The following is a 26,790-nucleotide window of genomic DNA, read 5'->3' as shown; positions in this document are numbered from 1 at the left end:
AGAAACGGGCAGAGGACGCGACCAGATGGACGGCGATTTCAGGGCCGAATTTACCCGCCACCCGGCGGCACTCAAACACCACCCCGCGCTGGTGCTCAACGCGGATTACAGACCTTTATCCTATTACCCTCTGTCGCTTTGGCCTTGGCAAGAAGCGGTCAAGGCCAAATGGCTCGACCGGGTTGAGATCGTCGCAGAATATGACGAGGTGGTGCGCAGCCCCTCGACGGTGATTAGGATACCCTCGGTTGTCGTCCTCAAAGACTATGTCAAACCTCAAAAGCGCGTGGCCTTCACGCGCTTTAATTTATTTCTGAGGGATGAATTCCGCTGCCAATACTGCGGCGCGAAGGGCGATCTGACCTTTGACCATGTGGTGCCACGCGCCGCGGGCGGGGTAACGAGTTGGCAAAACGTTGTAGCGGCCTGTAGCCCCTGCAACCTGCGCAAAGGCTCGCGGCCCCTGCACCGGACCGGGCTTTGCTTGCGCAAGCCGCCGCGCCAGCCTGCCGCTGAAGAACTGCGCAACATGGGGCGCAAATTTCCGCCCGGGCATCTGCACGAAAGCTGGATGGATTTCCTTTATTGGGATGCCGAGCTGGAAGCCTGACGCTTAGATTTCCAACTCGACCCAGATCGGCACATGGTCCGACGGCTTATCGCGCCCGCGCACGTCACGGTCGATCTGGCAAGCGCGCAGCCGGTCCGCCACGGTCGGTGACAGCAGAAAATGGTCTATGCGAATGCCGTTGTTTCGGTTCCACGCACCTGCCTGATAATCCCAGAACGAGTAATGCCCCGGCCCTTGGGTCCGCGCGCGGAAGGCATCGGTAAGGCCAAGGTTCACCAACCGCCGCCATGCGGCGCGGGACTCGGGGCGAAACAGCGCGTCTTCGCGCCAGCTTTCGGGTTTGGCAGCGTCTTCGGCCTGCGGGATGATGTTGTAATCGCCCGCCATGAGGAAGGGCGTTTCTTCTGCCAGCAGCGCCTCGGCGCGGGCCTGAAGCCGCGCCATCCACGCGAGTTTGTAATCATACTTTGGCCCCGGCACCGGGTTGCCGTTGGGCAGGTAGAGCCCACAGATCCGCAGCGCCATATCGTCGCCCACGACCGTGGCCTCGATCCAGCGGGACTGATCATCCTCATCGTCACCGGGCAGACCACGGGTTACGTCTTCCAACGGCAGTTTCGACAAGATCGCCACGCCGTTAAACGATTTCTGCCCGTGGGTTTCAACGTTATAGCCGCGCTCTTCGAGCATTTCGCGGGGGAAGGCCTCATCGACTGACTTGATCTCTTGCAGGACCACAATGTCCGGCTGCGCCTCATCAAGCCATTCGGGAAGGGCCGCCGCGCGGGCTTTGATACCATTGATGTTGAAACTCGCGATCTTCATATCCGGCCCCCTTAAGATGTCCGACTGCTATCGCGCAAATGGCCTTGCGGAGCAAGGGGAAGGCTTGCGCGTTTAGGGAGATTCTCTCTCACCTTCCTCTACTTTGGCGGGAATGATGTGAAGGTGATGGCCGCTTTTGTCATGAGTCTGCCCTGTGGAGGGATCTTATTTTTCCCCGACCACAGGAGGAAAAACTGGTCACTGAGGCAGAACTGCGGCGCGGTATTAATGTGGATAACTCTTACAGTACAATAACTTAACGAAAAATTCCTTGGCGAAACACCTTTAAGATGCATCAGTGAGTCCACTACACCTTTAAATTGCAATTCCTTCTGAAAGGACACGACATGACTGCTATTTCTGCATGCAACATTGCCCCCGTAACAGCGCCGGAGACACAGGACAACCTGATGAGCCTTGGCGCGGGGGTTGGTCTTTTCACCACCGGTCTTAACCGCCATGGCAGCGAGATGCTGATGGGCGAGGGTACTGAGATGTTCACCACCGGATTGCAACGCAACAGCGGCAGCATTGCGCAGGGATCCGGCGTTGGTCTTTTCACCACCGGCCTCGCGCCTGCTGAGACGCAAGTGCTGCCCTTCACTGGTTAAAGTTTGAGTTGGCGGGCGGGTCTTCCGCCCGCTGCTCCCCTTATCGGAGGCGTCTCTATGACCAATGTTGTTCTGCTCAGACCTGACGATACATGCGATCCTACCACCCGGACGGCTCGGCTGATCCGATGCTTTGCGATCGAACGCCGCGCCCAAGGAGATGTCTTTTGGCTGAAGGAAAACGCGGAATTGCTGGGGGTTCTGGCAAGCACGGGCAACCGGTTAGATCGCGAAACGCTCGAACCGCTCCGCGCTTTCCACGCGGGGTCCCGAGACATGCTGCGTGACTTTCCGCAGTACTACCGTTTCATCCTGTCGATCTGTCTTGATCTCGAAGACCTCGGCCTGCCAGCACTTCACGGTGCCGCACTTTGCGATGAAGTGGCTCGCGCGGGGCTGGAAGGCGCTGAGCTGTCTGACCTGCAGCGGGCCGAAGCACGCCGCCTGCTCCGCCGTCGGGGCATGGGGCCGCAGGTCGGGGATGGTGCGCTTGGCCAGCGGTTGCGCGATTTCGTCTCACGCAGTGCCACCTTCGCAATGCCCAATCGCAAGGCGGCCTATGAGTTGACCCATATCGTTTATTACCTATCGGACTATGGCCGCTGCGACCCCGATTTGCCGAATGAAGCGGAAAAGAGCCTGCAGTTCACCGGATTGCTGGCATTTCTTGATCAAGACATGGACCTGCTTGCCGAAGTCTGCGCCGCGCTGCGCCTTGCCGGGGTGCAGCCCAGCCAATCGTGGGAAAATGCAGTTGCCGCCTGCAACCGCGGCTACCGCATCCAGCCGAACATCAGTGCTTCTTTGCAGGACGATTACCATGAATGGCTGGTCACTGGCTGGGCGGCAGATATCGCGGGCCGCCCGATGGGCGCCCGCCACCTCCCCGATGGCGCGCTGCGCTTTCATGCATGTCACAACGGGCAGGGGGCGCTGCGCCCGCTGGCGGCTTGCCTGAATGACATGGGGGCACAGCGCAGCGCGGATTGGGGGCACATGCGCCCGCATGTCCTGTCTTACCTTGGACCAGAGAGCCATGCGATCTTGCTGGAGGCCGAACGTTCCAGCCCGCATTTCGAACAGTTTTTCGAGGGCTTCGCACGGGCGCGTAGCTAAGCGCGCCCGGCAGGGTTTACATCGAAAAGGACGTGCCGCAGCCGCAGGCCGCCGTCGCATTGGGGTTCTCAATCGTGAACCGCGCACCGATCAGCTCTTCGGTGAAGTCGATCACGGCATCGGCTAGAAACGGCAGGGACACGCTATCGACCACCACCTTCTGACCACTGCCTTCCAGAACGAGGTCATCCTCGGCAGGTTCGTCCAGTGCGATGTCATACTGAAACCCCGAGCAGCCGCCGCCTTCGACAGCGATGCGCAGGGCCTTGCCTTCCTCGGCGGCCCCGATCTCAGCGAGGCGTTCAAAGGCGCGGGGGGTGACTTTGGGGGGCAGGTTCATCTGCGGGCTCCGATGCATCGGTTTTCTTTCGCGTTCCCCTAACATATAGAAACCACAAGGACAGGTCACAAGGACCGCGAGAGAGGACCAGCCGCAATGCGCGCAGAATTTGCCTCGGATCCGGACACCGCCAGGGGACGGTTGGTGCCGGAGGAGGAAAGCACGTTTCGCTCCTGCTATCAGCGGGACCGAGACCGGATCATTCACGCCTCCGCCTTTCGGCGGCTTAAACATAAGACGCAGGTCTTTGTCGAACATGAGGGCGATTATTTCCGCACCCGTCTGACACATTCGATCGAAGTGGCCCAAGTGGCGCGCACCATCGCAGGGGCGTTGCGCCTGAACGGCGAGCTAACCGAGGCCGTGGCGCTGGCGCATGACCTGGGCCACACGCCCTTTGGCCACACCGGCGAGGACGCGCTGCATAAGCTGATGGCGCCCTACGGAGGGTTTGACCACAACGCGCAGGCGATCAAGATCGTTACCACGCTGGAGCGGCACTATGCCGAATTTAACGGGCTGAACCTGACGTGGGACACGCTGGAAGGCATTGCCAAACACAATGGGCCCGTTACCGGAGAGGTGCCCCATGCGCTGGCAGACTACAACGCACGGCATGATCTGGAACTACACACCCACGCCAGCGCCGAGGCGCAGGTGGCCGCACTTTCCGATGACATTGCCTACAACAACCACGATCTGCACGACGGGCTGCGGGCGGGTCTGTTCACCGAAGCCGAGATTGCCGAGCTGCCCATGGTTGGCGCGGCCTATGCGGAAGTGGACCGGCTCTACCCCGACACGGACAGCTATCGCCGTCGCCATGAGGCGCTGCGGCGGGTCTTTGGGGTGATGGTCGGCGACGTGATCGAAACATCGTCCAAATTGCTGAAAGAGGCGGAGGCCAAATCCCCCGATGCCATCCGTCATCTAGGCCGCCCGGTGATCCGCTTTTCGGATCCCGTCTGGCAGGATCTGCGCGAGATTCGAAAGTTCCTGTTTACCCGCATGTACCGCGCGCCCTCGGTCATGGAGAATCGCGAGAAGGTGACAAAGGTGGTCGAAGACCTCTTTCCGCTGTTTCTATCTCAACCCAACCTGCTGCCGCGCCATTGGGCCGCGGCGATTGAGGCGGCAGAGGATGAAACCACGCTGGCGCGGATGGTCTCTGACTACATTGCAGGCATGACGGACCGCTTTGCATTGCAAGAACACGCCCGCCTCTTTGGCAGTGACTTGCGCAGCTTCCGCTAATCTTTGCGGCATGGTAGCCTGCCCCCTGTGATCCATAGGTGACCTGACATGATACAAACCCCCGTTCTGCCGGAAAGTCTGGCCGGTGACGCGACTTTCGCGATCCTCTCGGCAGGGCAAGCGCCGGGCCCAACAGTGGCCAAACGCGCGGCTGGTCTGGGGGCCGAAGTCGTGGCGATGGACCGCGACCCCGCCGTTCTGGCACGGCTAATGAGCCAATCACCCGCACGGGTCGAAGGGCTGGCGCTTGCCGGGGATCTGGTCAACCGGTTCGAGCCGCTTTACCGCAACTGGGGCGGCACGCCGCTGCATCTGGTGTTGAACCTGATGCCGCTTGATCCCGATGATTGCGCCCAAGGAATGGACGCACAAATCCGGGGGCTGTCTGCCATGGTGCGGGCCTTGGGCCGGGGCTTGGTGGCCGGGCAGGGGTCTGTCGTGACCGTCCTGCCGCGCCCCAGCCAGCCGCTGGCGCTTGCTGGTCATGGGATGATCGGAGCCTTTGAGGCAGCCAATGCCGCGCTCGATAAGGTCTTTGGCGCACGCGGGCTGCATTTTCACCTGATTACGGTGCCCGAGGGGCAGGCTGAGTTGGCCGCAGACACCGCGCTGTACCTTGGGTCCGAAGCTGGCCGACGGCTCCGGAGTGGGCGTTTGGACCTCGGCTGAGATCGCCGCTTCAAACGCCATTCCCTGACTTGGGCCATCGCGGCCCGCCGCTTCATTGACTGCACCCCCGCACATGATAAACGGGCGGGGAACAAGGATACCCGACATGAACCTATTTGCCGAAATTCGCCATCTTATCATTGCGACGCTGGAACAGATGGTCGCGCAGGACGCCCTGCCTGCGACCCTGAACTTTGACCCGATCACCGCCGAGCCCCCGCGCGACCCCGCGCATGGCGATATGGCGACCAACGCCGCGATGGTGCTGGCCAAGCCTGCGGGCATGAAGCCGCGCGATATCGCCGAAGCATTGGCTGCGCAGTTGCAGAACGATCCGCGCATCACCTCCGCCGAAGTGGCCGGTCCGGGTTTTATCAACCTGCGCCTTGCGCCGTCGGTCTGGCAGAACGTGGCGCGGCAGGTGCTCAGCCAAGGCACCGACTTTGGCCGCGCGATCCTCGGGGCCGGTCAACGGGTGAACGTCGAATATGTCTCGGCCAACCCCACCGGCCCGCTGCATGTGGGCCACACCCGTGGCGCGGTCTTTGGCGATGCGCTGGCCAGCCTGCTGGATTTTGCAGGCTACGATGTGACGCGAGAATACTATATTAACGACGGCGGCGCGCAGGTCGATGTGCTGGCGCGGTCCGTGTACCTGCGCTATCTCGAAGCCAATGGCAAAGAGGTGGCTTTCCCCGATGGCACATACCCCGGTGACTACCTGATCCCGCTGGGCGAGGCGCTGGCGAAAATGTATGGCGATAAGCTGGTCGATCAGCCTGAAAGCGAGTGGCTCGATCATATCCGCGATTTCGCGACCGATGCGATGATGAACTTGATCCGTGAGGATCTGGCCTCACTTGGCGTTGAGATGGATGTCTTCTACAGCGAAAAATCTCTTTACGGCACAGGCCAAATCGAAGCGGCGATTGCGTCACTCGAAGCTAAAGGGCTGATCTACGAAGGCGTGCTGGAGCCACCAAAGGGCAAGAAGCCAGAAGATTGGGAGCCGCGCGAACAGACGTTGTTCAAATCCACCGAGCACGGCGATGACGTGGACCGCCCGGTCAAGAAATCCGACGGGTCCTGGACCTATTTCGCCCCCGATATCGCCTATCACTACGACAAGGTCAGCCGCGACTTTGACATGCTGATCGACGTCTTTGGCGCGGACCATGGCGGCTACGTCAAGCGGATGAAGGCAGCAGTCTCGGCGCTGAGCGATGGTCATGTGCCGCTCGACATCAAGCTGACGCAGCTGGTGAAACTCTATAAGAACGGCGAGCCGTTCAAGATGTCCAAACGGGCAGGGACCTTTGTGACCCTGCGTGATGTAGTCGATCAAGTGGGCCCTGATGTGACGCGCTTTGTGATGCTGACGCGCAAGAACGATGCGATGCTCGACTTTGACTTCGACAAGGTACTGGAGCAAAGCCGCGAAAATCCGGTGTTCTACGTGCAATACGCCCACGCGCGGGTCGCTTCGATCCTGCGCAAGGCGCAAGAGGCCGGGGTCGAGGTTGCCGATGCCACGCTGATGGATGCGGATCTGACCAAACTTGACCATGACGCCGAGCTTGGCCTGCTGCGCAAACTGGCCGAATGGCCGCGACTGGTCGAAACCGCCGCGCGCAGCAACGAGCCGCACCGAGTGGCCTTCTACCTCTATGAACTCGCGTCCGATTTCCACAGCCTTTATCACCTTGGCCGCTCCGAAGATGGGCTGCGTGCGTTGCAGGAAGGGGACGCTGCCACATCGCAGGCAAAAATCGCCCTGTCGCGTGCCGTTGCGATTGTAATTGCGGCGGGTCTTGGTATTCTTGGGGTCACACCGGCGCAGGAGATGCGGTAACTGCACCAGCGCGCCGAAAACAGGCAACCCCATGACCAGACCCGCGTGGCGATGTATCACGCCGGGCAAAGAGGCAGAGATGGCAGATTTTACGTCTTCTTCGACGACGGCGGGCTATGCGCCCGATTCCGCGCATAGTTATGCAGTGGGCGCCACGCCCAAGACACTGACAACGCTCACCAATGTCGCGGGCGCCGTGGTTTCCTTGGCCCTTGTGGCAGGGATTGGTGTTTGGGGCTATAAGCTGCTTGTACGCGACGTGACCGGCATTCCGGTGGTGCGCGCGATCGAAGGCGAGATGCGCGTGCGCCCCGAAGAACCGGGCGGCGAATTGGCGCGCCATCAAGGGCTGTCGGTGAACGTCGTTGCCGCCGAAGGCAGCGCAGGACGGCCTGCTGATCAGCTTCGCCTTGCGCCGCGCCAGATCGAATTGCAGGACGAAGACCAGCCCGTCCAAGTGGCAATGGTTGCTGCAAAGACACAAGACGATGTGATCCAAGCCGTCGCTCGTGACACGGACGGCGACCTGATCGACGCCTCCGCCGCGATCCGCTCGGGCAATGTTCAAGACCTGGTGGCGCAGTTGACCAATGGCGTCGCCCCGCTGACCGGAGCAGGGGGGGAGGTGATTGCCTCCGCCAACCCCGTGGATGCTGCCGTTGCCATGGCGCTGGCCGATACATCGGTTCAGCCCAAAGTGGTCAAAGCCGTCCTCAACGCCCCCGGCGTGCGCAATTCACTGCGCCCGCGTCGCCGCCCCGCAGGCGCAGCCGTGGTGACACCCGCCGCCGTGCAGAGCAACCCGGTCGCAGTCGCCACGCAAGAGGTTGACCCCACAGCGCTTCCCGCTGGCACCCGCATGGCCCAGCTTGGCGCCTTTGACAGCCCCGAAGTGGCCCGTGAACAGTGGGACCGCCTGCAGAGCCGTTTCGGCGCTTATCTGCAAGGCAAGAACCGCGTCGTGCAAAAGGCCACCAGCGGTGGCCGGGTGTTCTACCGCCTGCGCGCCATGGGTTTTGACGATATCGCCGATGCGCGGCGCTTCTGTTCGGCTCTCGTCGCTGAAAATGCGGATTGTATCCCGGTGGTGATGCGCTGATGCGCCCCTTCGGGGCCACGATCCTCGACGCGACGGGCCACCGGCTCAGCGTCGAGGAAAAGGCGTTCTTCCGGGACGTGCGGCCCTTTGGCTTCATTCTTTTTTCTCGCAACATCGACAGCCCCGACCAAGTTCGCGCGCTTTGTGAGGAGATGCGAGAGGCGGCGGGCCATGACGCGGTGATCACCATCGACCAAGAGGGCGGCCGCGTGCAGCGCATGCGTGCCCCTGAGTGGCGCGATTGGATGCCGCCGATGGACCTTGCTGCACGCACCGGGGATCAGGCACGTCGAGCGTTCTATCTCATGTACCGGATCATCGCCCATGAATTGCACAGCGTCGGAATCGATAGCAACTGCGCGCCGCTGATCGATGTGGCATCGCCCGAAACCCATCCCTTCCTGCGCAACCGCTGCTATGGCGAGACGCCGGGGCAGGTGGCCGAGATTGGCCGCGCCGTGGCCGATGCACTGCTGGCCGGGGGCGTGTTGCCGGTGATGAAACATATGCCCGGTCATGGCCGCGCCACGCTCGACAGCCACCACAATCTGCCCCGTGTCGATGCCCGCCGGATTGATCTGGAGGCGGTCGATTTTGCGCCCTTCCGCAGCCTGCGGGAACTGCCTATGGGGATGACCGCCCATCTGGTCTATGACGCGCTGGATGATACCCCCGCGACCCTGTCTGCTAAGGTCATGCGGATCATCCGTGAGGATATCGACTTCGACAACCTTGTGATGACCGACGACATCTCGATGAAGGCACTGCAAATGACCCCTGCGGAGAGCACCCGCGCGGCCATCGCTGCGGGCTGTGACGTGGCCCTTTTCTGCAATGGCTTGCTGGAAGAGCGCCGCGCTGTGGCAGAGGCCGCTGGCGAGATGACACCCGCCGCCCAGACCCGCGCCCTGCGCGCAATGGATGCGCGGCACCCCCCCGATGACGTTGACATCGACGCCCTCAGCGCCCAGCTTGAGGCGCTTCTGGGCGGGACATTGCATGGCTGAAACGGCATTTGAAGAATACAGGGACGGGGCTGGCGGCTCCGTGGCCGATCGGCTGGCCGCCGAAGCCTTCATCATCGATGTCGAGGGCTATGAAGGGCCTCTCGACCTGCTGCTGTCGTTAAGCCGGACCCAGAAGGTTGATCTGCGCAAGATCTCGGTGCTGCAACTGGCCAGGCAGTATCTGGCTTTTGTTGAGCGGGCCAAGGAGTTGCGGCTGGAATTGGCGGCAGACTACCTTGTGATGGCAGCATGGCTGGCGTTCCTCAAGTCGCGCCTGCTGTTGCCTCCGGACCCTACCGAAGAAGGCCCGTCAGGCGAAGAGATGGCCGCGCATCTGGCGTTCCAATTGGAACGTCTCCAAGCCATGCGCGATGCTGCCGCAAGGCTCATGGCGCGGGACCAACTCGGCCGGGACTTCTTTGCGCGGGGCCAAACCCATGAGATCACCCGCGTCAAAAAGGTGACCTATACCGCCACCTTGCTGGACCTCATGCAAGGCTACGCGCGCACTCGCACCCGCGATGATTTCCGCCCCTTCGTGATGGACCGCGACAAGGTTTTCACCATGGAAGAAGCGCTGGAACGGATGCGCGGGCTGATTGGCTATGCAGGCGATTGGGGCGATCTGAACAGCTATCTGCCTGAAGGTTGGGAAAGCGATCCTGAGCGGCGACGCTCGGCCACGGCGGCGACCTTTGCTGCCTCACTCCAATTGGTCAAGGAGGGGCATTTGGAGATCCGCCAAAAAGAGATTTTCGCCCCCATCCAACTGCGCAAGAAGGATTGATGCGTGTCGGAAGACATTGAAACAAAAGAAAAGAAGCTGTTCGACGCGCCCTCGCTGGCCGAACAGGAACGTATGATCGAAGCCGTGCTTTTCGCCAGTTCCGAGCCGATCACCTTACGTGAACTCGAAGCGCGCCTACCGCGCGGTTCGGACGTGGGCGAGGCGATGGCCTTTCTACGTCACCGCTATCAGGGGCGCGGCGTGCAGGTGATGAAAGTTGGTGATGCCTATGCCTTTCGCACCGCGCCGGACCTTGGCTTTCTCATGCATCGGGAAACGGTCGAGACCCGCAAACTCAGCCGGGCCGCCATCGAAACGCTTGCAATCATCGCCTATCACCAGCCCGTCACCCGCGCCGAGATCGAAGAGATTCGGGGCGTCGCGGTCTCTCGTGGCACGGTCGATCAACTGCTAGAGATGGAGTGGATCCGCTTTGGCCGCCGGAAGATGACACCGGGCCGTCCGGTGACCTTTGTGGTGACGCAAGAGTTCCTCGATCACTTCGGTCTGGAAAGCGCGCGAGATCTGCCGGGGCTGAAAGAGCTTCGCTCTGCCGGGCTGTTAGAGAACCGCCCGCCCGCCGGTCTGCTGCCCACCGTGGGCGATGGCGAAGACGAGCCGGAGACCACCGAGGGCCAAAGCGAGCTGTTCGAAGATTGATGGGCAAGGGGCTGGATTCCGGCCCCGCGCACCTACATCAAGCGGGCTGATCCGAAGGAGAGGGCCGATGAAACCGTTCGTCAATGGTCATACGTCACCTCATGCGCCGCCTGCTGTCGCGCGGGGTAGGTGCTGGTGCGCGGCGTATTGGCAAACACGGGACCCGCAGGGGTGGCGCATTTAACGCAGGCACTGCGCAGCAGGGCATTCGGCTGCTGCGGCGTTTATTGCGATCAAGGTAAGCCTCCGCGCCATCAGCCGGAGCGGAAGTGCTTCGAGAGTTTCAGACCCTGACCTTGGTAATTCGATGCGATGTCGGCCCCGTAGAGCTGGCCGGGGACCTGTGCCATATGCTCATAGACCAAGCGACCCACGACCTGACCATGCTCCAGCACGAAAGGTGCCTCATGGCAGCGCACTTCCAGCACCCCGCGTGAACCTGTACCGCCCGCCTCGGCATGTCCAAAGCCGGGATCGAAGAAGCCCGCGTAATGCACACGGAATTCACCCACCATCGCTAAATAGGGCGCCATTTCAGCAGCATAGGCGGGGGGGATCGTCACGGCCTCGCGGCTAACCAGAATGTAGAAAGCACCGGGATCAAGGATGATCTGCCCATTGGTGCTGTGCACCTCTTCCCAATAATCCGCCGGTGCGTAGTGGCCGATTTTATCCAGATCAATCACCCCGGTATGCGGCTTGGCGCGGTAGCCAACGAGGCTGGTGCCGGGTAGGCGCAGATCGACGGAAAAGCCCAAGCCTTCGTCGATCACGGCTGTGCCATCTACCAAGGGGGTTTTATCATGCAGCGCACGCAGGGCGTCATCATCCAGCGTCGCGTCGCCGCTGCCGAAGCGGATCTGGTTCAACCGCATGCCAGGGCGCACAAGCACGGAAAAGGAGCGGGGGCAGATCTCGGCATAGAGCGGCCCTGTGTAGCCCGGCGCGATCCGGTCAAATTCGGTCCCGCCATCGGTGATGGTGCGTGTCAAAAGATCGAGCCGCCCGGTGGAGCTTTTGGCATTAGCGACCGCAGAGACATTTTCAGACAGCGCGAGTGTTTCCATCAAAGGCACGACATAGACGCAGCCCTTTTCCAACACGGCCCCATCGCTAAGGTCCACACGGTGCATCTCGAACTCTGCCAGGCGATCCGCGACCTTGGCCCCTTGCCCGGCAAGGAAGGATGCCCGTACGCGATAGGCGACGTTGCCGAGGCGCAGATCAAGGCTGGCAGGCTGGATCTGGGCAGCGGTGACCGCCGGATCAGCGGCAATGGCACCGCTTTCGATCATCGCTGAAATCTGCTGGTTGGGGAGCACCCCGTTCATCGCATTGGGCATCAAGCGGGGCCTTTCAAATGACAAACGCCCGCGCGTTACCGGCGCGGGCGTTTTGTTGTAGTCGGTTGGTCGGGCTAGCAGGACTCGAACCTGCGACCTTCCGTCCCCCAGACGGACGCGCTACCAGGCTGCGCCATAGCCCGACTACGTGGGCTTCATACCCGATCTCGCAGGGGGCGCAAGGGGGAATTGCCGATCTTTTCATTGCGATCAGTAATTACTTTCAAAGCCGGGTTCAGCGGCCATCCGCGCCCGCAACTCGGCCAAATCGAGCAGCAGACCAGCCACGAGCGGCTGCACATCGCGGGGCAGGTAATGCACACGGGTCGCCGCACTCAACAGACCCGGACGGGCTGGGAATTCAGCCTCGGGGGTGAAGTCCGGCAGGTCGATGATCGCGGGTCTGGGCGTATCGTCAAACTCTTCGATTCCCGGCTCAGTGGGCGCTTCATCTGCAGGGGATACAGGTTCCACATCGGTCGGCGCTTCGGGTTCAGACGCGAGGGGGCGTTTTAGGAAGTCGGGCAGGCTGGCATTTGCCGCGGCCTGCGTCTCGGGATCGGCTGGGGTCTCTTCGACTTCGGGGCCGACGGTTGGATCCAGCTGCGGCGCGTCGGGTGTGGTGCTGTCCGACGGTGCCAACGGATCAGGCGTCGCGCGCGGGTGATCGTCGGCAGGTGGCACAGGAGCGGGGGGCGTGGGCTCTGCGGGGGTGACCTGCGGCGCGCTTGGTGGTGTGGGAACGGGCGAAGCAGCGGGCGTATTGTCAGCCGATTTCGCTTCTGCAGTTTGCTTATCCGAACCAGCAGCGTCCGGCGCTTCAGCCTTCGTGCTGCCAAAGCTCAAAACCACACCGGTTTCCGGGCGGACTATGTCCGGTTTGGGGGCGGACCGAGGCTCCACAAAGTCCAACTCATCCAGCGGTGCGGAGAGGGAGGACACATGGGTCATCCCTTCTTCGCGCAGGATCTTTTGGACGCCTTTGATGGTCAGCCCATCATCATGGAGAAGCTTTTTGATCCCCCCCAACAGCAGCATATCCGCCGGACGGTAGTAACGCCGTCCGCCAGCCCGTTTGATGGGCTTTACCTGCGTGAACTTGCTCTCCCAGAACCGCAGAACGTGGGCCTGGATGCCGAGCCAGTCAGCGACTTCGGAGATGGTGCGAAAAGCGTCCGGCGATTTGACCATGGGTCAGGACTTGTTGCCTTCGGCAACGCGGTCTTTCATCAGATGCGAAGGGCGGAAGGTCAGCACGCGGCGCGGGTTGATCGGAACCTCTTCGCCAGTCTTCGGATTGCGCCCCACGCGCGCGGTCTTGTCGCGCACCGAGAATGTGCCGAAGGAAGAGATCTTAACCTGCTCCCCCTCGACCAAGGCGTCGGACATATGTTCAAGCACCGCTTCTACCAATTGGGCGCTCTCATTGCGTGAAAGACCGACTTCACGAAATACAGCTTCGCTTAAATCCATGCGCGTCAATGTCTTGTTCGGCATTATATCCCCCATGCTTTGCAACAGCATATGCTGCTCAGAATTTTAGAGTCAACATCAATGCCCGGATCGCGCGCGATTCGGCGGAAATTTTCTGCGTTAGCTCAGGGACTTACCAGCGCAGGACAACAGAGCCCCAGGCCAAACCACCGCCAATGGCTTCGGTAACGATGAGATCACCCTCTTTGATCTGGCCGCGCTCACGGCCCACAGACAAGGCAAGCGGGATCGAGGCTGCAGAGGTGTTGCCGTGGTCCTGTACGGTTACAACCACGCGCTCCATCGGCAGGTTCAATTTCTTTGCGGTGCCTTGGATAATGCGGATGTTGGCCTGATGCGGTACGATCCAATCGACATCATCGGCACTAACGCCCGCACGTTCCATTGCGGTATTTGCCGTGGCGGCGAGCTTTTCCACCGCGTGACGGAAAACTTGGTTGCCCTGCATCCGCAGATAGCCTGTGGTGCCAGTGGAAACACCGCCATCGACATAGAGCAAGTCCCGGTAGCGGCCATCGGAATTCAGGTCAGTCGCAAGGATGCCGCGATCTTCGGGGCTGCCTTTGCCTTCCTGCGCTTCGAGCAGCAGCGCCCCCGCGCCATCGCCAAAGAGCACGCAGGTCGAGCGGTCGGTCCAGTCCATGATCCGGCTAAAGGTCTCAGCCCCGATCACCAGCACGTTGCGCGCTTGGCCCGAAACGATCAACGCATTGGCGTTCGCCAGCGCATAGACAAAGCCCGCGCAGACCGCCTGCACGTCAAAGGCAAAACCACTGGTCATGCCCAATTCAGCCTGCACCATGGTCGCAGCAGAGGGGAAGGTGAGGTCAGGGGTGGAGGTCGCCACAATGATCGCGTCGACGTCAGAGACTTCGCGGCCCGCAGCCTCAAGCGCTTTACGCGCCGCGGCGCTGGCCATAGAGGAGGTATTCTCCCCTTCAGCAGCGAAATGTCGGCGTTCGATGCCAGAGCGCGAGCGAATCCATTCGTCATTCGTGTCGAGGGTCGCTTCAAATTCAGCATTTTCCACGACACGGGCGGGCAGGTAGTGGCCACAACCAGTGACAACGGCGCGCAGGCTCATTTGACGGACTCCTCAGATGGCAGCGTCGCGGCGACGCGAGCGGCCAACTTGTCATTGAATTTATTCTGCGACAACTGCGCGGCGAGCTTGATCGCCGCAGAGATGCCGGTTGCATCGGCAGAGCCGTGCGATTTTACGACCGTCCCGTTCAAACCCAGAAAGACGCCACCGTTCACGCGGCGTGGGTCGATCTTTTTGCTGAGGCGGCGGAGTGAGGTATAGGCCAGCAGCGAGGCTAGACGCGACAGGGGCGAATATTTGAAAGCTTCGCGCAGGCGGTTGCCGATCATGTTGGCAGTGCCCTCGCCGGTCTTGATCGCCACGTTCCCGGTGAACCCATCGGTAACGATGACATCGGCGCGGTTGCCTGAGATATCGCCACCTTCGACGAAACCCACGAATTCAAACCCCGTGGCATCACCTTGGGCGCGAATCAGATCGTAGGCTTCTTTGAGTTCCGTACGGCCCTTGTGCTCTTCGGTGCCGACATTCAGCAGGCCGACGCGGGGGCGGTCCAGATCCATGCCGTTGCGGGCATAGGAGGTGCCCATTAGCGCAAAACGCAACAGATCATCGGCGTCGGCACGTACATCGGCGCCTACGTCAAGCATCACGTTAAAGCCCTGAGGATTGGAAGAAGGGTAGAGCACGGCAATCGCAGGGCGGTTAACGCCCGGCAGCTTACGCAGCCGTATCATCGACATCGCCATCAGCGCGCCGGTATTACCGCATGAGACAGCCACAGCCGCCTCGCCGCTGCGCACGGATTCGATAGCCGACCACATGGAGCTGTCTTTGCCGGTACGTACGACCTGACTCGGCTTGTCGTCCATCGTGACGACATCCGTGGCGTGACGTATCTCGCAGCGGCCCGACAACTCACCACGTTTGGCGACCAAAGGCTCCAGCTGATCGCGGGGACCATGCAGGATAAAACCGATGTCGGGATTTGCTGTCGCAGAAAGCGCACACCCGGCAACAACTGCTGCCGGGCCTTCGTCACCCCCCATCGCGTCGACCGAGATCAGGGTGTGTCCGGCTTTCGCGTTGGGGTGATCGGGCTGTGCCGTCATCGGTGCGAATGCCTCACTGCCTTAGAGAAAACCTTGGAAACAGCGGCAGCTTAGGCTGCGTCGTCTTCCAGGTCTACTTCTTCGGTCAGGGCGACAACTTCGGTGTCATCGTAGTGACCGCAAGCGGCGCAGATGTGGTGCGGACGCTTCAGCTCACCACAGTTCGAACATTCGTTCGGGTTCGCTGCTGTGAGCGAATCGTGGGCGCGACGGTTGTTGCGGCGCGATTTGGATACTTTATTCTGTTGGACAGCCATGTCTGGTGCCTTTGCCTTCGGGGTTGCTGACATGCATAGGGCAGGCCGCAACCGTGTTTCAATTCGGACCCCGTTTCGGGCGTGACGACGCTTTAGGGCCGCAGCCGCGCAATGTCCAACCTTAATTCGGGTGAGGGCGGCAAAATAACGCGAAACCGGCGCGATGCAACCCGGTATTTCCGCGGTTTTCCGCCCGTTTTCTTAGGTTTGGTCTTTCTTTAGCGCATCGCGCAATGCACCCAGCCCCGCAAAGGGTCGGGCGTCTTCGTCGGTCATTGGCTCCTGGCCCGGTTCTGCATGGACCATCTGACCCAGCTCAACATCGCCCTTGCGGGGATATTCCGGCACTTCCAGCGCCAGCGCCTCGATCATCACTTGAGCCGGGTCGATCCACTTGCCCAGAGGTTCGGTCGTGTCATCTTCGGGCATCTCGACCTCTTCCTCATCGGGAAGTTCGAAATCATGGACAAAACGGCGGGTGATATTGACGTCGATACGCGTGGTCACCGGCTCCAGCGTCACAACGCAGGGCTGAACCACCGTGGCGCCCAAGGTGCCCTTGAGTTGCCAATCTTGCTTGCCCAGAGGTTTGATGCTGCCCGAGAAGCTGAGTTTGCGCAGGGCGGACAGCTCCAACTCCTCAGCGATTTGCGATAAAGCCTCCGCATCGGGGCGCAGCGCAAAGCCGTTTGGCTCCGTCTGAGACAGGTCAGCGACCCGTAGAGCGGTTGGCGTAGGTGATTTGCGCGACATGAGATCCGACTTTCGTTTCTTGTACACTTGGGGTGCCTTGGTGTATGCGAAATAAAAGCCATAATCCGTCAGGGCAAGAGGGCAGACCAAATGCGCAACACGAAACAGATCGGCAAGACAAGCCTTCGGCTCGCAGGTATGGGCCTTGCACTGCTTCTGATGGCCTGCAGCCCGCAGTATCAAAACCACGGTTATGTGCCGCCAGAAGATCAGCTAGAGCAGATCGTGGTTGGCAGCGATACCAAGGAAAGCGTCGCCCAAAAGATCGGTGTGCCCACCGCTTCGGGTGTTTTGAGCGATGATAGTTACTATTACGTTAAGATGCGCCAACGCGCCTTGGGGTTCATGGCCCCGAAAGAGATCGAGCGCGAGGTGGTCACCGTCAGCTTTAACCAAGCGGGCGTGGTAGAAAACGTCGAACGCTTCGGTCTTGAGCGTGGGCAGGTGGTGCCGCTGTCGCGCCGTGTGACAACATCACCAGTGGCCGACAACACCTTCCTGCGTCAGATTCTGGGCAACCTCGGCCGCTTTAGCCCCTCGGCATTCGGCAGCTAAGTTACCTCCAGCAGGTCCCGGCGCGTGATCGGCGGGGCAGGGCTGCGGACAACCGAAGGCGATCTCGCAGATGACCCAAGCGCCCCCGGGCCGATATCTGACGCGCGAAGCCACAACGCCCGCTGATATAACCCGTGCGCAAATGCTGCGGGCACGGTGTTTTCAGACCGGTGCAACGCGTGACACTGATGCTTTTGACGCAAAGGCCCGGCATTTTCTGGTTGAGGACCGTGCCAGCGGCGCGCTGGTCTGTTGCTTTCGCCTCACGCTGTTTCGCGCCGCGACCCTCGCGCAGAGCTATGCCGCGCAATTCTATGACCTCAATAATCTCACCCGGATCAATGGCGCTCTGCTGGAGTTGGGGCGTTTCTGCGTCGATCCAGACTGGCAAGACCCCGATATTCAACGTCTCGCCTGGGGGCAGTTGGCGCGGGAGGTGGACCGCAACGGCGCTGCATTGCTGTTCGGCTGCTCATCCTTCACAGGCACAGACCCGACCGCCTATCGCGATGCCTTTGCCCAATTGAAGCAAAAGCACCTTGCCCCTACGCAATGGCGGCCCGCCATGAAAGCCGACTGGACCTTCGCCTACGCCCGCGAAACGCATACCGCTGACCTCCGCCGCGCGCGCCAACAGACCCCGCCGCTGCTGCGCAGCTACCTTGCCATGGGCGGCTGGGTCAGCGATCACGCGGTGATCGACCGGCAGATGGACACGTTACATGTCTTTACCGGGCTCGAGATCGCGGCGATCCCGCCGAACCGCGCGCGGCTCCTGCGCGCCTTGGCCTAAAGCGCGCGAAAGCACAGCGCCCAACCTCAAGGGACATTGACCTTGGCCGCGCCGAGAGATAGCTGGCGGGCATGGCACGCGCACCCCTTTTACAACTCACCGACATTTCGCTGACCTTTGGCGGCGATCCTGTTTTCGAAGACCTTTCACTAGTGGTTCAGACCGGCGACCGGCTGGCTTTGGTTGGTCGCAATGGCTCGGGCAAATCCACGCTAATGAAGGTGATGGCCGGGCTTGTTGAGCCGGACAGCGGGGCGGTCATTGCCGGGCCCGGCGTGTCGGTCGGCTATATGGAACAGGAGCCGGATCTGTCGGGTTTCGAGACGCTGGGCGATTTCGCGGCGCATGGCCTTGACCCGGGCGAGATGTACAAAGTCGAGCGCGCGGGCGAGGGGCTAAAGTTCGATCCCGCACGCCCCGTCGCCACCGCTTCGGGCGGTGAACGCCGCCGCGCGGCACTGGCGCGGCTGATGGCCGAAGAGCCCGAGCTGATGCTGCTGGATGAGCCGACCAACCACCTTGATATCGAAGCCATCGCTTGGCTTGAAGCTGAACTCAAAAGCACCCGGACCGCCTTTGTCATCATCAGCCACGACCGCGCCTTCCTGCGCAATCTGACCCGCGCCACCCTCTGGATCGACCGCGGCGCCGTGCGCCGTCAAGAGATCGGTTTTGAGGGGTTTGAAGCATGGCGCGATCAGATCTGGGAAGAAGAGGACATGCAGCGCCACAAGCTCAACCGCAAGATCAAGGCCGAAGCGCGTTGGGCGGTTGAGGGCATCTCGGCCCGGCGCAAGCGCAACCAAGGCCGCGTGCGCGCCTTGCAAGACCTGAGGGCCGAACGCTCAGCCCAGATCACCCGTCAAGGGACCGCCGCGATGGCGCTGGAAGCCGGGCCAAAGTCAGGGCGCAAAGTGATCGAAGCGACAGGCGTGGCTAAGAAGTTCGGCGACAAACAGATCCTGCGCGACTTTTCGATCACTGTGCAACGCGGCGACCGCATTGCGCTGGTGGGACCGAATGGGGTGGGCAAGACCACGCTGCTTAACATGATGATCGGGAAAGAGCAGCCCGACACCGGCGAGATCAAGCTCGGCACCAATCTGGAACTCGCGCTTTTCGATCAGGCACGTGCGCAGCTTGATGGCAATATGACGCTTTGGGAAAGCCTGACCGGCGATCCTGACATGCGCGTCTCGGGCAAGGCCGATCAGGTGCTGGTGCGCGGACAGCCGAAACATGTGGTGGGCTACCTGAAAGAGTTTCTCTTTGACGAAGCACAGGCCCGCGCGCCGGTCCGCTCGCTCTCGGGCGGGGAAAAGGCCCGGCTGTTGCTGGCCAAGATTATGGCGCGATCCTCGAACCTTTTGGTGCTCGACGAGCCGACCAACGATCTGGATGTCGAAACCCTCGACCTCATGCAGGAGCTTCTCAGCACCTATGACGGCACCGTGCTGCTGGTCAGCCACGACCGCGACTTCCTCGACCGGGTGGCCGCCACCACCATCGCCATGGAGGGCGACGGGCGTGCCACGGTCTATGCGGGCGGTTGGACCGACTATCTGGCGCAGCGCGGGCAGGACGATTTTTCGGACAGCGTGGTAAAGTCCAAACCCGGCAAGGCCGAGCCGAAGGCTGAGAAAAAGCCGGCCGCCTCGGGTCTGAGCTTTACCGAAAAGCACCGGCTCGAAGCGCTGCCGGGTGAGATCGAGCGCCTTGAGGCGGAAATCGGCAAGCTCGAAGAACTGCTCAGCGACGCGGAATTGTTCACCCGCGAGCCGGTGAAGTTCCAAAAAGCCACCGATGCGCTGGTTCAGAGGCACGAAAAGCTCCAGAACGCTGAAGAAGAGTGGATGGCGCTTGAAGAGAAGGCGCAGGGTTAATCGGCTGAGTCCTTCAGGGCGATCTGCGGCCGGTATCCGGCGCGAAAAGCCGCAACGCTACTGGGCGGGGTAAGCAAGGTGACATGTCCCCAAGGGCGCGATTTTGGCGAACCGTAGCCTGAAGGGGCATAGGGGTAAAAGGCGTCACCAAAAAGCACCCCGCAGCGCCCCTCATGATCTAAGATGAAGCTCCCTGTCGGCAGGTCACGCGCCTCCACCTCTGGATGGCGGCGCTGCTGAAACACGCGCGGTACGGCGCGTTCGGCGTGCAGCTGACGGTCTAGGGCGGCAGCAGGCCCCGGCACATCGCAGCAGGCCCGAAACCGCCTATAGTCTGTGCCCCGGCATTCGGCGCAGGGTCGGTGCCCGGCGGCAAAGGCCACGGCCTCATCGAAAAAGAAAAGCTCGGTATAGTGGCGTGGGGCCATGAGGCGACGCTGACGCCCCTTGAAGCTCAGCACACAACACACCCAGTTCTGATGCGCCCATCGGCGTGTCGGGTGCAGGCCGCCTTCATCGTGCAGGATACCGCGGTTGCCCATGAAGCCACCTCGCGCGGGGTGGGCGATGATCTCTCCATCCGGCTGAACGCGGTTCTGCAGCGGCATCACCGCATCCTGAGCGCCCCGTCGAGGCGGATCACTTCGCCGTTGAGATATCCCATCTCAACGATGAACCCAGCCAGTCGCCCGTATTCCGACGGATCGCCGAGGCGGGCAGGGTTGGGCACATCCTTAGCCAATTCAGCCTGAACCTCTTCCGGCAGACCGGCCAGCATCGGCGTTTTGAAAATGCCCGGCGCGATGGTCATGACGCGGATACCGTCTTTGGCCAAATCCCGCGCCATGGGCAGGGTCATGCCAACGATCCCGCCTTTGGACGCGGCATAGGCGGCTTGGCCCTTTTGCCCATCGAAAGCGGCGATGGAGGCAGTGTTGATGATCACCCCGCGCGCGCCGTCGTCTTCGGGGCTGTTCTTGGCCATAGCCACCGCCGCGAGCCGCGCCACGTTGAAGCTGCCGACAAGGTTAATGTCGACCGTGCGCTGGAAGGCGTCCAATGGGTGCGGGCCATCGCGGCCTGTGGTCTTGATGCCAAGAGCGATCCCGGCGCAGTTCACCGCTGCTGTGATCCAGCCCATCTTGTCTTGGGCATAGTCCACCGCCTCTTGCACGGATGTCTCATCCGTCACGTCCGTCATGACGAAATGGCCGCCGATCTCTTTCGCGACGGATTCGCCCCGGTCGGCGTCACGATCCAGCAGGGTGACCTGCGCACCTTGCGAAGCGAAATAGCGCGCCGTGGCTTCGCCAAGCCCCGAGGCACCCCCGGTGATGATGGCGGCTGTGCTGTCTAGTTTCATGATGGCTCCCCCCGATATGAACGCTTGTTCAGTTCAACACGAAGTTTGGCCCCATGCAAGCCATGCTTGCTGGAACAGGTGATGAGCAGGAGGAGACTGGGGGCCGTAAGGCAGCCCCCGTTAAGTTAAGACTTTAGCCGATCTGCACCAGCGCGTGGCGTTTCTTACCTGCGCTCAGCTTGATAGGAGACGAGAGCGCGCCCGCATCGAGCATCAAGCCCGCATCTGTCAGCGGCTGATCATCAATCCGCGCACCATTCTCGGCAATCAGGCGCTTGGCCTCTTTACCGGAGCCCGCAAGGCCGGATTTCACCAGCAGTTGAACGATCGAGACCCCATCGCCCACATCCGCCGCCGTAAGAGTCAATGTAGGCAGATCGTCGCCCACGCCGCCTTTTTCAAAGACCTCGCGCGCCGTGGCTTCGGCGTTCCGCGCCGCTTCTTCGCCGTGCAGCAGGCCGGTGACCTCATTGGCCAGTCGCACCTTCGCCTCATTGATCTCAGACCCGGCAAGCCCGCCCAGACGGTCGCATTCGTCGACCGGCAGCTCGGTATAGAGCTTGAGGAACCGGCCCACGTCGGCATCGGTGCAATTGCGCCAGAACTGCCAGAACTCGTAAGGCGAAAGCATGTCGCCGTTCAGCCAGACCGCGCCCCCTGCCGATTTGCCCATCTTCTTGCCGTCGCTGGTGGTCAGTAGCGGTGAGGTCAGGCCGTAGACTTCGCCGTCGATCACGCGGCGCGTCAGGTCGATCCCGTTGACGATATTGCCCCATTGATCCGAGCCGCCCATCTGCAGGATACACCCATAACGGCGGTGCAACTCCATGAAGTCATAGGCTTGCAAGATCATGTAGTTGAATTCGAGGAATGACAGTGATTGCTCGCGGTCCAACCGTGATTTCACGCTTTCAAAGCTGAGCATCCGATTGATCGAGAAATGCCGCCCGATGTCCCGCAGGAAATCGAGATAGTTCAACTCATCAAGCCATTCAGCGTTGTTAAGCATCAGCGCGTCGCTCGGCCCATCCCCATAATCAAGGTAGCGGGCAAAGACCTGACGGATACCTTCGATATTGTCGTCAATCGCCTCGGGCGTCAGCAGGGGGCGTTCGTCCGAGCGGAACGACGGATCGCCCACCTTGGTCGTGCCGCCGCCCATCAGGGTGATCGGCTTGCCGCCGCACTTCTGCAACCACCGCAGCATCATGATATTGACCAGATGCCCCACGTGCAGCGATTTGGCTGTGGCGTCATAGCCCACATAAGCAGGAGCGGCACCTTTCATCAGGGCGTCGTCCAATCCCTGATAATCGGTGCAATCGGCCAGAAAGCCGCGCTGCATCATCGTGTGGATGAACTCCGATTTGGGATGGTATGTCATGGTGACTTGCCTCAAAACTGTATTGCGGGGCAATCTATATGCGCACGAGCGGCAAAGGAAAAGGCCATGAATAGGGCCATGCACAGGCAACATGTCGGAACCGGTGTGGTGACGGCATTGGGAATGATGTCGGGCACCTCTTTAGACGGGGTGGACGCCGCGATTTTGCGCACCGACGGCTATGACATCACCAGTTTTGGCCGCAGCGCCTATCGCAGCTATTCGGCCGAAGAGCGTCGGGTGATCGCCGCCGGATTCGGAAAATGGCACGGGGCCGAGGTTGAGGCGGCAGCCCAAGCGGTCGAGACCGCGCATCTGGCGCTGTTGGATGATCTGTTGAAAGATGAGCCTGCCGTTGAGCTTGTCGGTTTCCACGGCCAGACCCTTGCCCATGCGCCGCGGATGCAAGGCACGCTGCAAGTGGGCGACGGGGCCCTGTTGGCGCGACAGATCAATCTTCCCGTGGTCTGGGATTTCCGCAGCGCCGATGTGGAACTGGGTGGAGAGGGCGCGCCTTTGGCCCCGTTCTTTCACCATGCCTGCGCGCGATTTGCCGGTCGGGAGGGCCCGTTGGCCTTTTTAAACCTTGGGGGTGTGGGAAACCTCACCTGGGTCGATCCGCGTATTGCGCGGCCCGAGGAAGCAGGCGCGCTGCTGGCTTTCGATACCGGTCCGGCAAATGCGCCGATCAACGATCTGATGCAAGCCCGCCTTGGCCAAGACTTTGACGAAGGTGGCAAGCTGGCCGCGCGGGGCAGGGTGGAGCATGGTGCGCTGGAGCTCTTCCTCGCCGAGCCATACTTCGCACGCATGCCGCCCAAATCGCTCGACCGGAATGACTTCGCGGAAATGGTGGCGCTGGTGGGCGAACTGTCCGACGCTGACGCCTGTGCCACCCTGACCGCCATGTGCGCCGCTGGCGTCGCCGAAGCAATGCAGCATTGCCCGGCCCCGCCTGAGCGGGTCTATGTCACGGGGGGCGGGCGACATAACCCGGTGCTGATGCGGATGCTGGACGTCAGCCTTGATTGCCCTGTCGCTCCGGTGGAGGACATCGGGCTGGACGGCGATATGCTAGAGGCACAGGCTTTCGCATATCTCGCTGTGCGGGTGGCACGGGGCTTGCCGACCTCATGTCCCGGCACAACTGGCGTGCGGGCCGCTGTGGGTGGCGGCACCGTCAATCGCAACTGAAACACGGGCGCTGGCATTTCAATTCTGACGGGAATTTGCCAACTGGCGCCTAATAGGGCGACAGGGTGCAGCTTTTGCGCTGCCAAGCTGCCAATCCCGGCATATTTTTAACAAAGTTTCAAGAAAGATGCCATTTGCGCAATTATTTGAAACAAAACCTCATTCTGATGCGTGATTATAGCATGGGAGCCAAGGGCTGGCAGATGAGCTGGGTCCTAGCGCTACCGATCAAAAGAAGGAGATTCGAAATGACTATCTTTCAAAACAGAACCTTTACAAACGCCATGGCAATCACAGCAACGGCGATTTTGCTTGCGCCTGCTACCCATGCGGAAATCGGTCTGGGGGTGGGCGTCAGCGTCGGCGGTCATGGGAGCCACGGTGGCGCGGACGTTGGTGTGGGTGCCTCGGTCGGCGGAAGTGACGGCATCGGAGCCGGGGCCGGCGCATCAATCGGCGGCGGTGATGGCGTGAACGCAGGCGTCGGCGCGTCAATCGGCGGCGGTGATGGCGTGAACGCAGGCGCCGGCGCATCTATTGGCGGCGGCAGTCACGGTGCCGGGGCTGGGGCGGGTGTCTCGGTCGGTGGCTCTGGCAGCGGCAATATCGCTACGGGCGGTCAGGGCGCTGTCCCCGGTACAGCTGCAGGCCGGGCAACGGGCGTGGCCGACAGCAGTGCGACCTCGGCAAAACCGATCAACATCGCGACGCTTATCGGCGCGCCTGTTTGGAGCAAAGACCGCGTCTTGGTGGGGATGATCGAGGAAGTCAAACCCGGACCCAACGGTAAGGTCGACGCTATTCTGCGCCTTAACGCAGCCCTGAAAAGCGACAAAGACATTATTCGCATGCGGGTCGCGCCGCGTCTGTCTGACCGGGGAGCGCTGCTTTTGGGCTATTCGAAACAGAAGTTCCTGCAGCTTTTCGCAGGCTGATCGGCAGTAAAGTGAGAGGCAAGGGGCGGGGAACCATCCGCCCCTTTTTCACGCATTACCGGGACTGGGCGGCAGTGTCGGTCAACGGCAGCTCATAAAAGCAGATCGCCTCACGTGCGAAATCGGGCATCGGCTGGTAGGGGCCACGCTCGGCAAACCCAAGTGAAGCATAGAGCGCGCGGGCAGGTGCAAAGGCGATGGAGGTGTCAAGATAGACCTTCTCAAACCCATCCGCGCGCGCCTGATCAATCAACCTTTGGCAAATCGCACGGCCTGCACCGGTGCCGCGCGCCGCGTCCGTGACGAAGACGCGCTTAATCTCGCTCTCCCGATCGCTGAGCGCATGGGACATGCCGCAGCCAAGGGGGATGCCGTTACGCTCGGCCAGCAGGATGATTCCACGCGGGCGGGCGTGTTCTTCGGCCAGACGGTCCATCAGGGCGCTGTATTTGTCGTGGGGGTAGAATGTCTCAACAATCCGCCGCTCGGTCGGGGCGAAGTTGTACAGAAAGTCGCGGTAGGCCCAGCAAAGTTCAACCACCGCCGCGAGATCCGCAGCGGTGGTGACAGGACGAATATCAACTTTATACATCAGCCGCGCAGGATCGAGCGGCCCGCGTATTGGGCAGTCTCACCCAGCATTTCCTCGATACGGATCAACTGGTTGTACTTCGCCAGTCTGTCAGAACGTGCGAGCGAGCCGGTCTTGATCTGACCGCAGTTTGTCGCCACGGCGAGGTCTGCGATGGTGGCATCCTCGGTCTCGCCCGAGCGGTGCGACATGACGTTGGTGTACCCCGCGCGATGCGCGATATCGACAGCCTTGAGCGTCTCGGTCAGGGTGCCGATCTGGTTGACCTTCACGAGCATGGAGTTGGCGCAGCCGCGCTTGATGCCGTCGGACAGACGCGCGGGATTGGTTACGAAAAGATCGTCACCAACCAGTTGCACCTTATTGCCCAACACTTCGGTCAGGGCTTTCCAGCCGCCCCAGTCATCCTCGGCCATGCCGTCTTCGATGGAGATGATGGGGTAGTCGTTCACGAGGGCAGCCAGATAGTCGGCATTCTCTTCGCTCGACAGGGTCTTGCCCTCACCGGAGAGGACATATTTGCCGTCTTTGTAATATTCCGTCGCCGCGCAATCGAGGGCGAGGTACATGTCTTCGCCGGGCTTGTAGCCCGCTTTTTCGATCGACTTCAGAATGAAATCAAGCGCGTCGCGCGACGAGCTGATGTTGGGGGCAAAGCCACCTTCGTCGCCGATCCCGGTCGACAGGCCCGCGGCGGAAAGCTCTTTCTTGAGCGTGTGGAACACCTCGGCCCCCATGCGCACGGCTTCGCGGATGTTTTCCGCGGCGACCGGCATGATCATGAATTCCTGTATGTCGATCGGGTTGTCGGCATGTTCGCCGCCGTTGATGATGTTCATCATGGGTACGGGCAGAACGCGGGCGGTGGTGCCGCCGATATAGCGGTAAAGCGGCTGTGTGCAGTAATCCGCAGCGGCTTTGGCAGCGGCCATCGACACACCCAGAATGGCGTTCGCGCCCAAGCGAGATTTGTTCTCGGTGCCGTCGAGTTCGATCATGATTTCGTCGATTTCGACCTGCTCGGTCGCATCAATGCCCACCAGCGCTTCCGCGATCTCGCCATTCACGGCGGCACAGGCTTCCAACACACCTTTGCCCATGTAGCGAGACTTGTCGCCATCGCGGCGCTCATTCGCCTCATAGGCGCCAGTGGAGGCACCGGAAGGAACCGCCGCACGGCCCATTGTGCCGTCTTCGAGGATAACGTCGACTTCGACGGTCGGGTTGCCCCGGCTGTCGAGGATTTCGCGGGCGTGGATGTCGATGATCGTGCTCATGGGCTTTGTCCTCATGTTC

29 protein-coding genes and 1 tRNA gene are annotated in these 26,790 nt (G+C 61.2%); 15 read left to right on the top strand and 15 right to left on the bottom strand.

The window, feature by feature from the left end:
• Positions 1-25 precede the first annotated feature (25 nt).
• Complete coding sequence (locus tag K3759_RS08540) at positions 26-610, top strand: HNH endonuclease (protein WP_259981065.1); 585 nt, start codon at positions 26-28, stop codon at positions 608-610.
• 3 nt (positions 611-613) lie between these two features.
• On the opposite strand, the gene xth is transcribed toward K3759_RS08540, so the two are convergent.
• On the bottom strand, positions 614-1,396 hold the full coding sequence (gene xth / locus K3759_RS08535; protein WP_259981064.1) for an exodeoxyribonuclease III: 783 nt from the start codon (positions 1,394-1,396) through the stop codon (positions 614-616).
• A 347-nt stretch (positions 1,397-1,743) separates the two neighbouring features.
• On the opposite strand from xth, the gene K3759_RS08530 reads away from it, so the two are divergent.
• Positions 1,744-2,007: a DUF6749 family protein gene (locus tag K3759_RS08530; RefSeq protein WP_259981061.1), complete on the top strand. Its 264-nt coding sequence runs from the start codon at positions 1,744-1,746 to the stop codon at positions 2,005-2,007.
• 57 nt (positions 2,008-2,064) lie between these two features.
• Positions 2,065-3,123, top strand: coding sequence for a DUF6902 family protein (locus tag K3759_RS08525; protein ID WP_259981060.1), 1,059 nt, complete (start codon positions 2,065-2,067; stop codon positions 3,121-3,123).
• Between the two features lie 16 nt (positions 3,124-3,139).
• On the opposite strand, the gene K3759_RS08520 is transcribed toward K3759_RS08525, so the two are convergent.
• The gene (locus K3759_RS08520) at positions 3,140-3,463 is read right to left on the bottom strand and encodes an iron-sulfur cluster assembly accessory protein (RefSeq protein ID WP_259981059.1); all 324 of its coding nucleotides are present in this window, start codon (positions 3,461-3,463) and stop codon (positions 3,140-3,142) included.
• Between the two features lie 96 nt (positions 3,464-3,559).
• Between K3759_RS08520 and K3759_RS08515 the strand changes: the two genes are divergently transcribed.
• The 7 genes from K3759_RS08515 (at position 3,560) to scpB (ending at position 10,791) form a co-directional block, all read left to right on the top strand.
• Positions 3,560-4,717: a deoxyguanosinetriphosphate triphosphohydrolase gene (locus K3759_RS08515; protein ID WP_259981057.1), complete on the top strand. Its 1,158-nt coding sequence runs from the start codon at positions 3,560-3,562 to the stop codon at positions 4,715-4,717.
• A gap of 48 nt (positions 4,718-4,765) precedes the next feature.
• Positions 4,766-5,386 (top strand): hypothetical protein, encoded by a 621-nt coding sequence (locus K3759_RS08510; RefSeq protein ID WP_259981055.1) that lies wholly within the window; start codon positions 4,766-4,768, stop codon positions 5,384-5,386.
• Positions 5,387-5,492: 106 nt separating this feature from the next.
• Positions 5,493-7,238 (top strand): arginine--tRNA ligase, encoded by a 1,746-nt coding sequence (gene argS / locus K3759_RS08505; protein WP_259981052.1) that lies wholly within the window; start codon positions 5,493-5,495, stop codon positions 7,236-7,238.
• 79 nt (positions 7,239-7,317) lie between these two features.
• Complete coding sequence (locus K3759_RS08500; RefSeq protein WP_259981049.1) at positions 7,318-8,337, top strand: SPOR domain-containing protein; 1,020 nt, start codon at positions 7,318-7,320, stop codon at positions 8,335-8,337.
• Entirely contained in the window at positions 8,337-9,344 is a 1,008-nt protein-coding gene (nagZ, locus tag K3759_RS08495; protein WP_259981046.1) for a beta-N-acetylhexosaminidase, read from the top strand. The genes K3759_RS08500 and nagZ overlap by 1 nt, the downstream gene beginning before the upstream one ends.
• On the top strand, positions 9,337-10,131 hold the full coding sequence (locus K3759_RS08490) for a ScpA family protein (RefSeq protein ID WP_259981043.1): 795 nt from the start codon (positions 9,337-9,339) through the stop codon (positions 10,129-10,131). Before nagZ ends, K3759_RS08490 begins: the two co-directional genes overlap by 8 nt.
• Before the next feature lie 3 nt (positions 10,132-10,134).
• On the top strand, positions 10,135-10,791 hold the full coding sequence (scpB, locus tag K3759_RS08485) for an SMC-Scp complex subunit ScpB (RefSeq protein ID WP_259981041.1): 657 nt from the start codon (positions 10,135-10,137) through the stop codon (positions 10,789-10,791).
• Positions 10,792-11,045: 254 nt separating this feature from the next.
• Here the strand turns inward: scpB and K3759_RS08480 are convergent, their stop codons facing one another.
• The 8 genes from K3759_RS08480 to K3759_RS08445 all read right to left on the bottom strand — a co-directional run bounded on the left by K3759_RS08480 (position 11,046) and on the right by K3759_RS08445 (position 16,795).
• Positions 11,046-12,122 carry a 2'-deoxycytidine 5'-triphosphate deaminase gene (locus K3759_RS08480; RefSeq protein ID WP_259985604.1) on the bottom strand — a complete coding sequence of 359 codons (1,077 nt, stop codon included), beginning with the start codon at positions 12,120-12,122 and terminating at the stop codon, positions 11,046-11,048.
• Positions 12,123-12,200: 78 nt separating this feature from the next.
• Positions 12,201-12,277: transfer RNA gene (locus K3759_RS08475), tRNA-Pro, on the bottom strand.
• 67 nt (positions 12,278-12,344) lie between these two features.
• Positions 12,345-13,325 carry a MerR family transcriptional regulator gene (locus tag K3759_RS08470; protein WP_259981039.1) on the bottom strand — a complete coding sequence of 327 codons (981 nt, stop codon included), beginning with the start codon at positions 13,323-13,325 and terminating at the stop codon, positions 12,345-12,347.
• Positions 13,326-13,328: 3 nt separating this feature from the next.
• Positions 13,329-13,631: an integration host factor subunit alpha gene (ihfA, locus tag K3759_RS08465; RefSeq protein WP_040701172.1), complete on the bottom strand. Its 303-nt coding sequence runs from the start codon at positions 13,629-13,631 to the stop codon at positions 13,329-13,331.
• 109 nt (positions 13,632-13,740) lie between these two features.
• A complete protein-coding gene (locus tag K3759_RS08460; protein ID WP_259981035.1) occupies positions 13,741-14,712 on the bottom strand; it encodes a beta-ketoacyl-ACP synthase III in 972 nt (323 codons plus the stop codon).
• Positions 14,709-15,785, bottom strand: coding sequence for a phosphate acyltransferase PlsX (gene plsX, locus K3759_RS08455; protein WP_259981032.1), 1,077 nt, complete (start codon positions 15,783-15,785; stop codon positions 14,709-14,711). The genes K3759_RS08460 and plsX overlap by 4 nt, the downstream gene beginning before the upstream one ends.
• A 50-nt stretch (positions 15,786-15,835) precedes the next feature.
• Positions 15,836-16,042, bottom strand: a complete 207-nt coding sequence (rpmF, locus tag K3759_RS08450) for a 50S ribosomal protein L32 (RefSeq protein WP_093741388.1) — start codon at positions 16,040-16,042, stop codon at positions 15,836-15,838.
• A gap of 201 nt (positions 16,043-16,243) precedes the next feature.
• Complete coding sequence (locus K3759_RS08445) at positions 16,244-16,795, bottom strand: DUF177 domain-containing protein (RefSeq protein ID WP_259985603.1); 552 nt, start codon at positions 16,793-16,795, stop codon at positions 16,244-16,246.
• 90 nt (positions 16,796-16,885) lie between these two features.
• Here K3759_RS08445 and K3759_RS08440 point away from each other — a divergent pair, with 90 nt between their 5' ends.
• The 3 genes from K3759_RS08440 (at position 16,886) to K3759_RS08430 (ending at position 20,026) form a co-directional block, all read left to right on the top strand.
• A complete protein-coding gene (locus K3759_RS08440) occupies positions 16,886-17,350 on the top strand; it encodes an outer membrane protein assembly factor BamE (protein ID WP_259981025.1) in 465 nt (154 codons plus the stop codon).
• Between the two features lie 70 nt (positions 17,351-17,420).
• Entirely contained in the window at positions 17,421-18,143 is a 723-nt protein-coding gene (locus K3759_RS08435) for a GNAT family N-acetyltransferase (protein WP_259981022.1), read from the top strand.
• A gap of 71 nt (positions 18,144-18,214) precedes the next feature.
• Positions 18,215-20,026 carry an ABC-F family ATP-binding cassette domain-containing protein gene (locus tag K3759_RS08430; RefSeq protein ID WP_259981019.1) on the top strand — a complete coding sequence of 604 codons (1,812 nt, stop codon included), beginning with the start codon at positions 18,215-18,217 and terminating at the stop codon, positions 20,024-20,026.
• Here the strand turns inward: K3759_RS08430 and K3759_RS08425 are convergent.
• The 3 genes from K3759_RS08425 to tyrS form a co-directional block, all read right to left on the bottom strand.
• Positions 20,023-20,634, bottom strand: coding sequence for a hypothetical protein (locus tag K3759_RS08425; protein ID WP_259981017.1), 612 nt, complete (start codon positions 20,632-20,634; stop codon positions 20,023-20,025). The two genes, K3759_RS08430 and K3759_RS08425, sit on opposite strands and share 4 nt — an antisense overlap.
• The gene (locus K3759_RS08420; protein ID WP_259981016.1) at positions 20,634-21,389 is read right to left on the bottom strand and encodes a 3-hydroxyacyl-CoA dehydrogenase; all 756 of its coding nucleotides are present in this window, start codon (positions 21,387-21,389) and stop codon (positions 20,634-20,636) included. The genes K3759_RS08425 and K3759_RS08420 overlap by 1 nt, the downstream gene beginning before the upstream one ends.
• 133 nt (positions 21,390-21,522) lie before the next feature.
• Complete coding sequence (gene tyrS / locus K3759_RS08415; RefSeq protein ID WP_259981015.1) at positions 21,523-22,773, bottom strand: tyrosine--tRNA ligase; 1,251 nt, start codon at positions 22,771-22,773, stop codon at positions 21,523-21,525.
• Between the two features lie 66 nt (positions 22,774-22,839).
• Here tyrS and K3759_RS08410 point away from each other — a divergent pair, with 66 nt between their 5' ends.
• Both K3759_RS08410 and K3759_RS20235 read left to right on the top strand, forming a co-directional pair.
• On the top strand, positions 22,840-23,967 hold the full coding sequence (locus K3759_RS08410) for an anhydro-N-acetylmuramic acid kinase (protein ID WP_259981013.1): 1,128 nt from the start codon (positions 22,840-22,842) through the stop codon (positions 23,965-23,967).
• A 248-nt stretch (positions 23,968-24,215) separates the two neighbouring features.
• The gene (locus K3759_RS20235) at positions 24,216-24,902 is read left to right on the top strand and encodes a hypothetical protein (protein ID WP_311199004.1); all 687 of its coding nucleotides are present in this window, start codon (positions 24,216-24,218) and stop codon (positions 24,900-24,902) included.
• Between the two features lie 55 nt (positions 24,903-24,957).
• Here the strand turns inward: K3759_RS20235 and K3759_RS08400 are convergent, their stop codons facing one another.
• Together K3759_RS08400 and eno are read right to left on the bottom strand one after the other, a co-directional pair.
• A complete protein-coding gene (locus K3759_RS08400) occupies positions 24,958-25,494 on the bottom strand; it encodes a GNAT family N-acetyltransferase (RefSeq protein ID WP_259981012.1) in 537 nt (178 codons plus the stop codon).
• The gene (gene eno, locus K3759_RS08395) at positions 25,494-26,771 is read right to left on the bottom strand and encodes a phosphopyruvate hydratase (protein WP_259981011.1); all 1,278 of its coding nucleotides are present in this window, start codon (positions 26,769-26,771) and stop codon (positions 25,494-25,496) included. Before eno ends, K3759_RS08400 begins: the two co-directional genes overlap by 1 nt.
• Positions 26,772-26,790 lie beyond the last annotated feature (19 nt).

It is taken from the genome of Sulfitobacter sp. W027, assembly GCF_025143985.1.
In the GTDB taxonomy this organism is placed as follows: domain Bacteria; phylum Pseudomonadota; class Alphaproteobacteria; order Rhodobacterales; family Rhodobacteraceae; genus Sulfitobacter.
This window is presented reverse-complemented; position numbering and strand designations above follow the sequence as displayed.

Coding starts and splice junctions, on each gene's coding strand:
- K3759_RS08440 (WP_259981025.1), top strand. CDS start 16,886: ATGCGCAACACGAAACAGATCGGCAAGACAAGCCTTCGGCTCGCAGGT.
- K3759_RS08460 (WP_259981035.1), bottom strand. CDS start 14,712: ATGAGCCTGCGCGCCGTTGTCACTGGTTGTGGCCACTACCTGCCCGCC.
- K3759_RS08410 (WP_259981013.1), top strand. CDS start 22,840: ATGAATAGGGCCATGCACAGGCAACATGTCGGAACCGGTGTGGTGACG.
- K3759_RS08420 (WP_259981016.1), bottom strand. CDS start 21,389: ATGAAACTAGACAGCACAGCCGCCATCATCACCGGGGGTGCCTCGGGG.
- K3759_RS08490 (WP_259981043.1), top strand. CDS start 9,337: ATGGCTGAAACGGCATTTGAAGAATACAGGGACGGGGCTGGCGGCTCC.
- xth (WP_259981064.1), bottom strand. CDS start 1,396: ATGAAGATCGCGAGTTTCAACATCAATGGTATCAAAGCCCGCGCGGCG.
- K3759_RS08480 (WP_259985604.1), bottom strand. CDS start 12,122: ATGAACGGGGTGCTCCCCAACCAGCAGATTTCAGCGATGATCGAAAGC.
- K3759_RS08445 (WP_259985603.1), bottom strand. CDS start 16,795: ATGTCGCGCAAATCACCTACGCCAACCGCTCTACGGGTCGCTGACCTG.
- K3759_RS08520 (WP_259981059.1), bottom strand. CDS start 3,463: ATGAACCTGCCCCCCAAAGTCACCCCCCGCGCCTTTGAACGCCTCGCT.
- K3759_RS08540 (WP_259981065.1), top strand. CDS start 26: ATGGACGGCGATTTCAGGGCCGAATTTACCCGCCACCCGGCGGCACTC.
- K3759_RS08515 (WP_259981057.1), top strand. CDS start 3,560: ATGCGCGCAGAATTTGCCTCGGATCCGGACACCGCCAGGGGACGGTTG.
- K3759_RS08530 (WP_259981061.1), top strand. CDS start 1,744: ATGACTGCTATTTCTGCATGCAACATTGCCCCCGTAACAGCGCCGGAG.
- K3759_RS08525 (WP_259981060.1), top strand. CDS start 2,065: ATGACCAATGTTGTTCTGCTCAGACCTGACGATACATGCGATCCTACC.
- argS (WP_259981052.1), top strand. CDS start 5,493: ATGAACCTATTTGCCGAAATTCGCCATCTTATCATTGCGACGCTGGAA.
- K3759_RS08500 (WP_259981049.1), top strand. CDS start 7,318: ATGGCAGATTTTACGTCTTCTTCGACGACGGCGGGCTATGCGCCCGAT.
- ihfA (WP_040701172.1), bottom strand. CDS start 13,631: ATGCCGAACAAGACATTGACGCGCATGGATTTAAGCGAAGCTGTATTT.
- K3759_RS08400 (WP_259981012.1), bottom strand. CDS start 25,494: ATGTATAAAGTTGATATTCGTCCTGTCACCACCGCTGCGGATCTCGCG.
- K3759_RS08510 (WP_259981055.1), top strand. CDS start 4,766: ATGATACAAACCCCCGTTCTGCCGGAAAGTCTGGCCGGTGACGCGACT.
- K3759_RS08425 (WP_259981017.1), bottom strand. CDS start 20,634: ATGCCGCTGCAGAACCGCGTTCAGCCGGATGGAGAGATCATCGCCCAC.
- tyrS (WP_259981015.1), bottom strand. CDS start 22,773: ATGACATACCATCCCAAATCGGAGTTCATCCACACGATGATGCAGCGC.
- K3759_RS08470 (WP_259981039.1), bottom strand. CDS start 13,325: ATGGTCAAATCGCCGGACGCTTTTCGCACCATCTCCGAAGTCGCTGAC.
- nagZ (WP_259981046.1), top strand. CDS start 8,337: ATGCGCCCCTTCGGGGCCACGATCCTCGACGCGACGGGCCACCGGCTC.
- K3759_RS08435 (WP_259981022.1), top strand. CDS start 17,421: ATGACCCAAGCGCCCCCGGGCCGATATCTGACGCGCGAAGCCACAACG.
- eno (WP_259981011.1), bottom strand. CDS start 26,771: ATGAGCACGATCATCGACATCCACGCCCGCGAAATCCTCGACAGCCGG.
- rpmF (WP_093741388.1), bottom strand. CDS start 16,042: ATGGCTGTCCAACAGAATAAAGTATCCAAATCGCGCCGCAACAACCGT.
- K3759_RS20235 (WP_311199004.1), top strand. CDS start 24,216: ATGACTATCTTTCAAAACAGAACCTTTACAAACGCCATGGCAATCACA.
- plsX (WP_259981032.1), bottom strand. CDS start 15,785: ATGACGGCACAGCCCGATCACCCCAACGCGAAAGCCGGACACACCCTG.
- K3759_RS08430 (WP_259981019.1), top strand. CDS start 18,215: ATGGCACGCGCACCCCTTTTACAACTCACCGACATTTCGCTGACCTTT.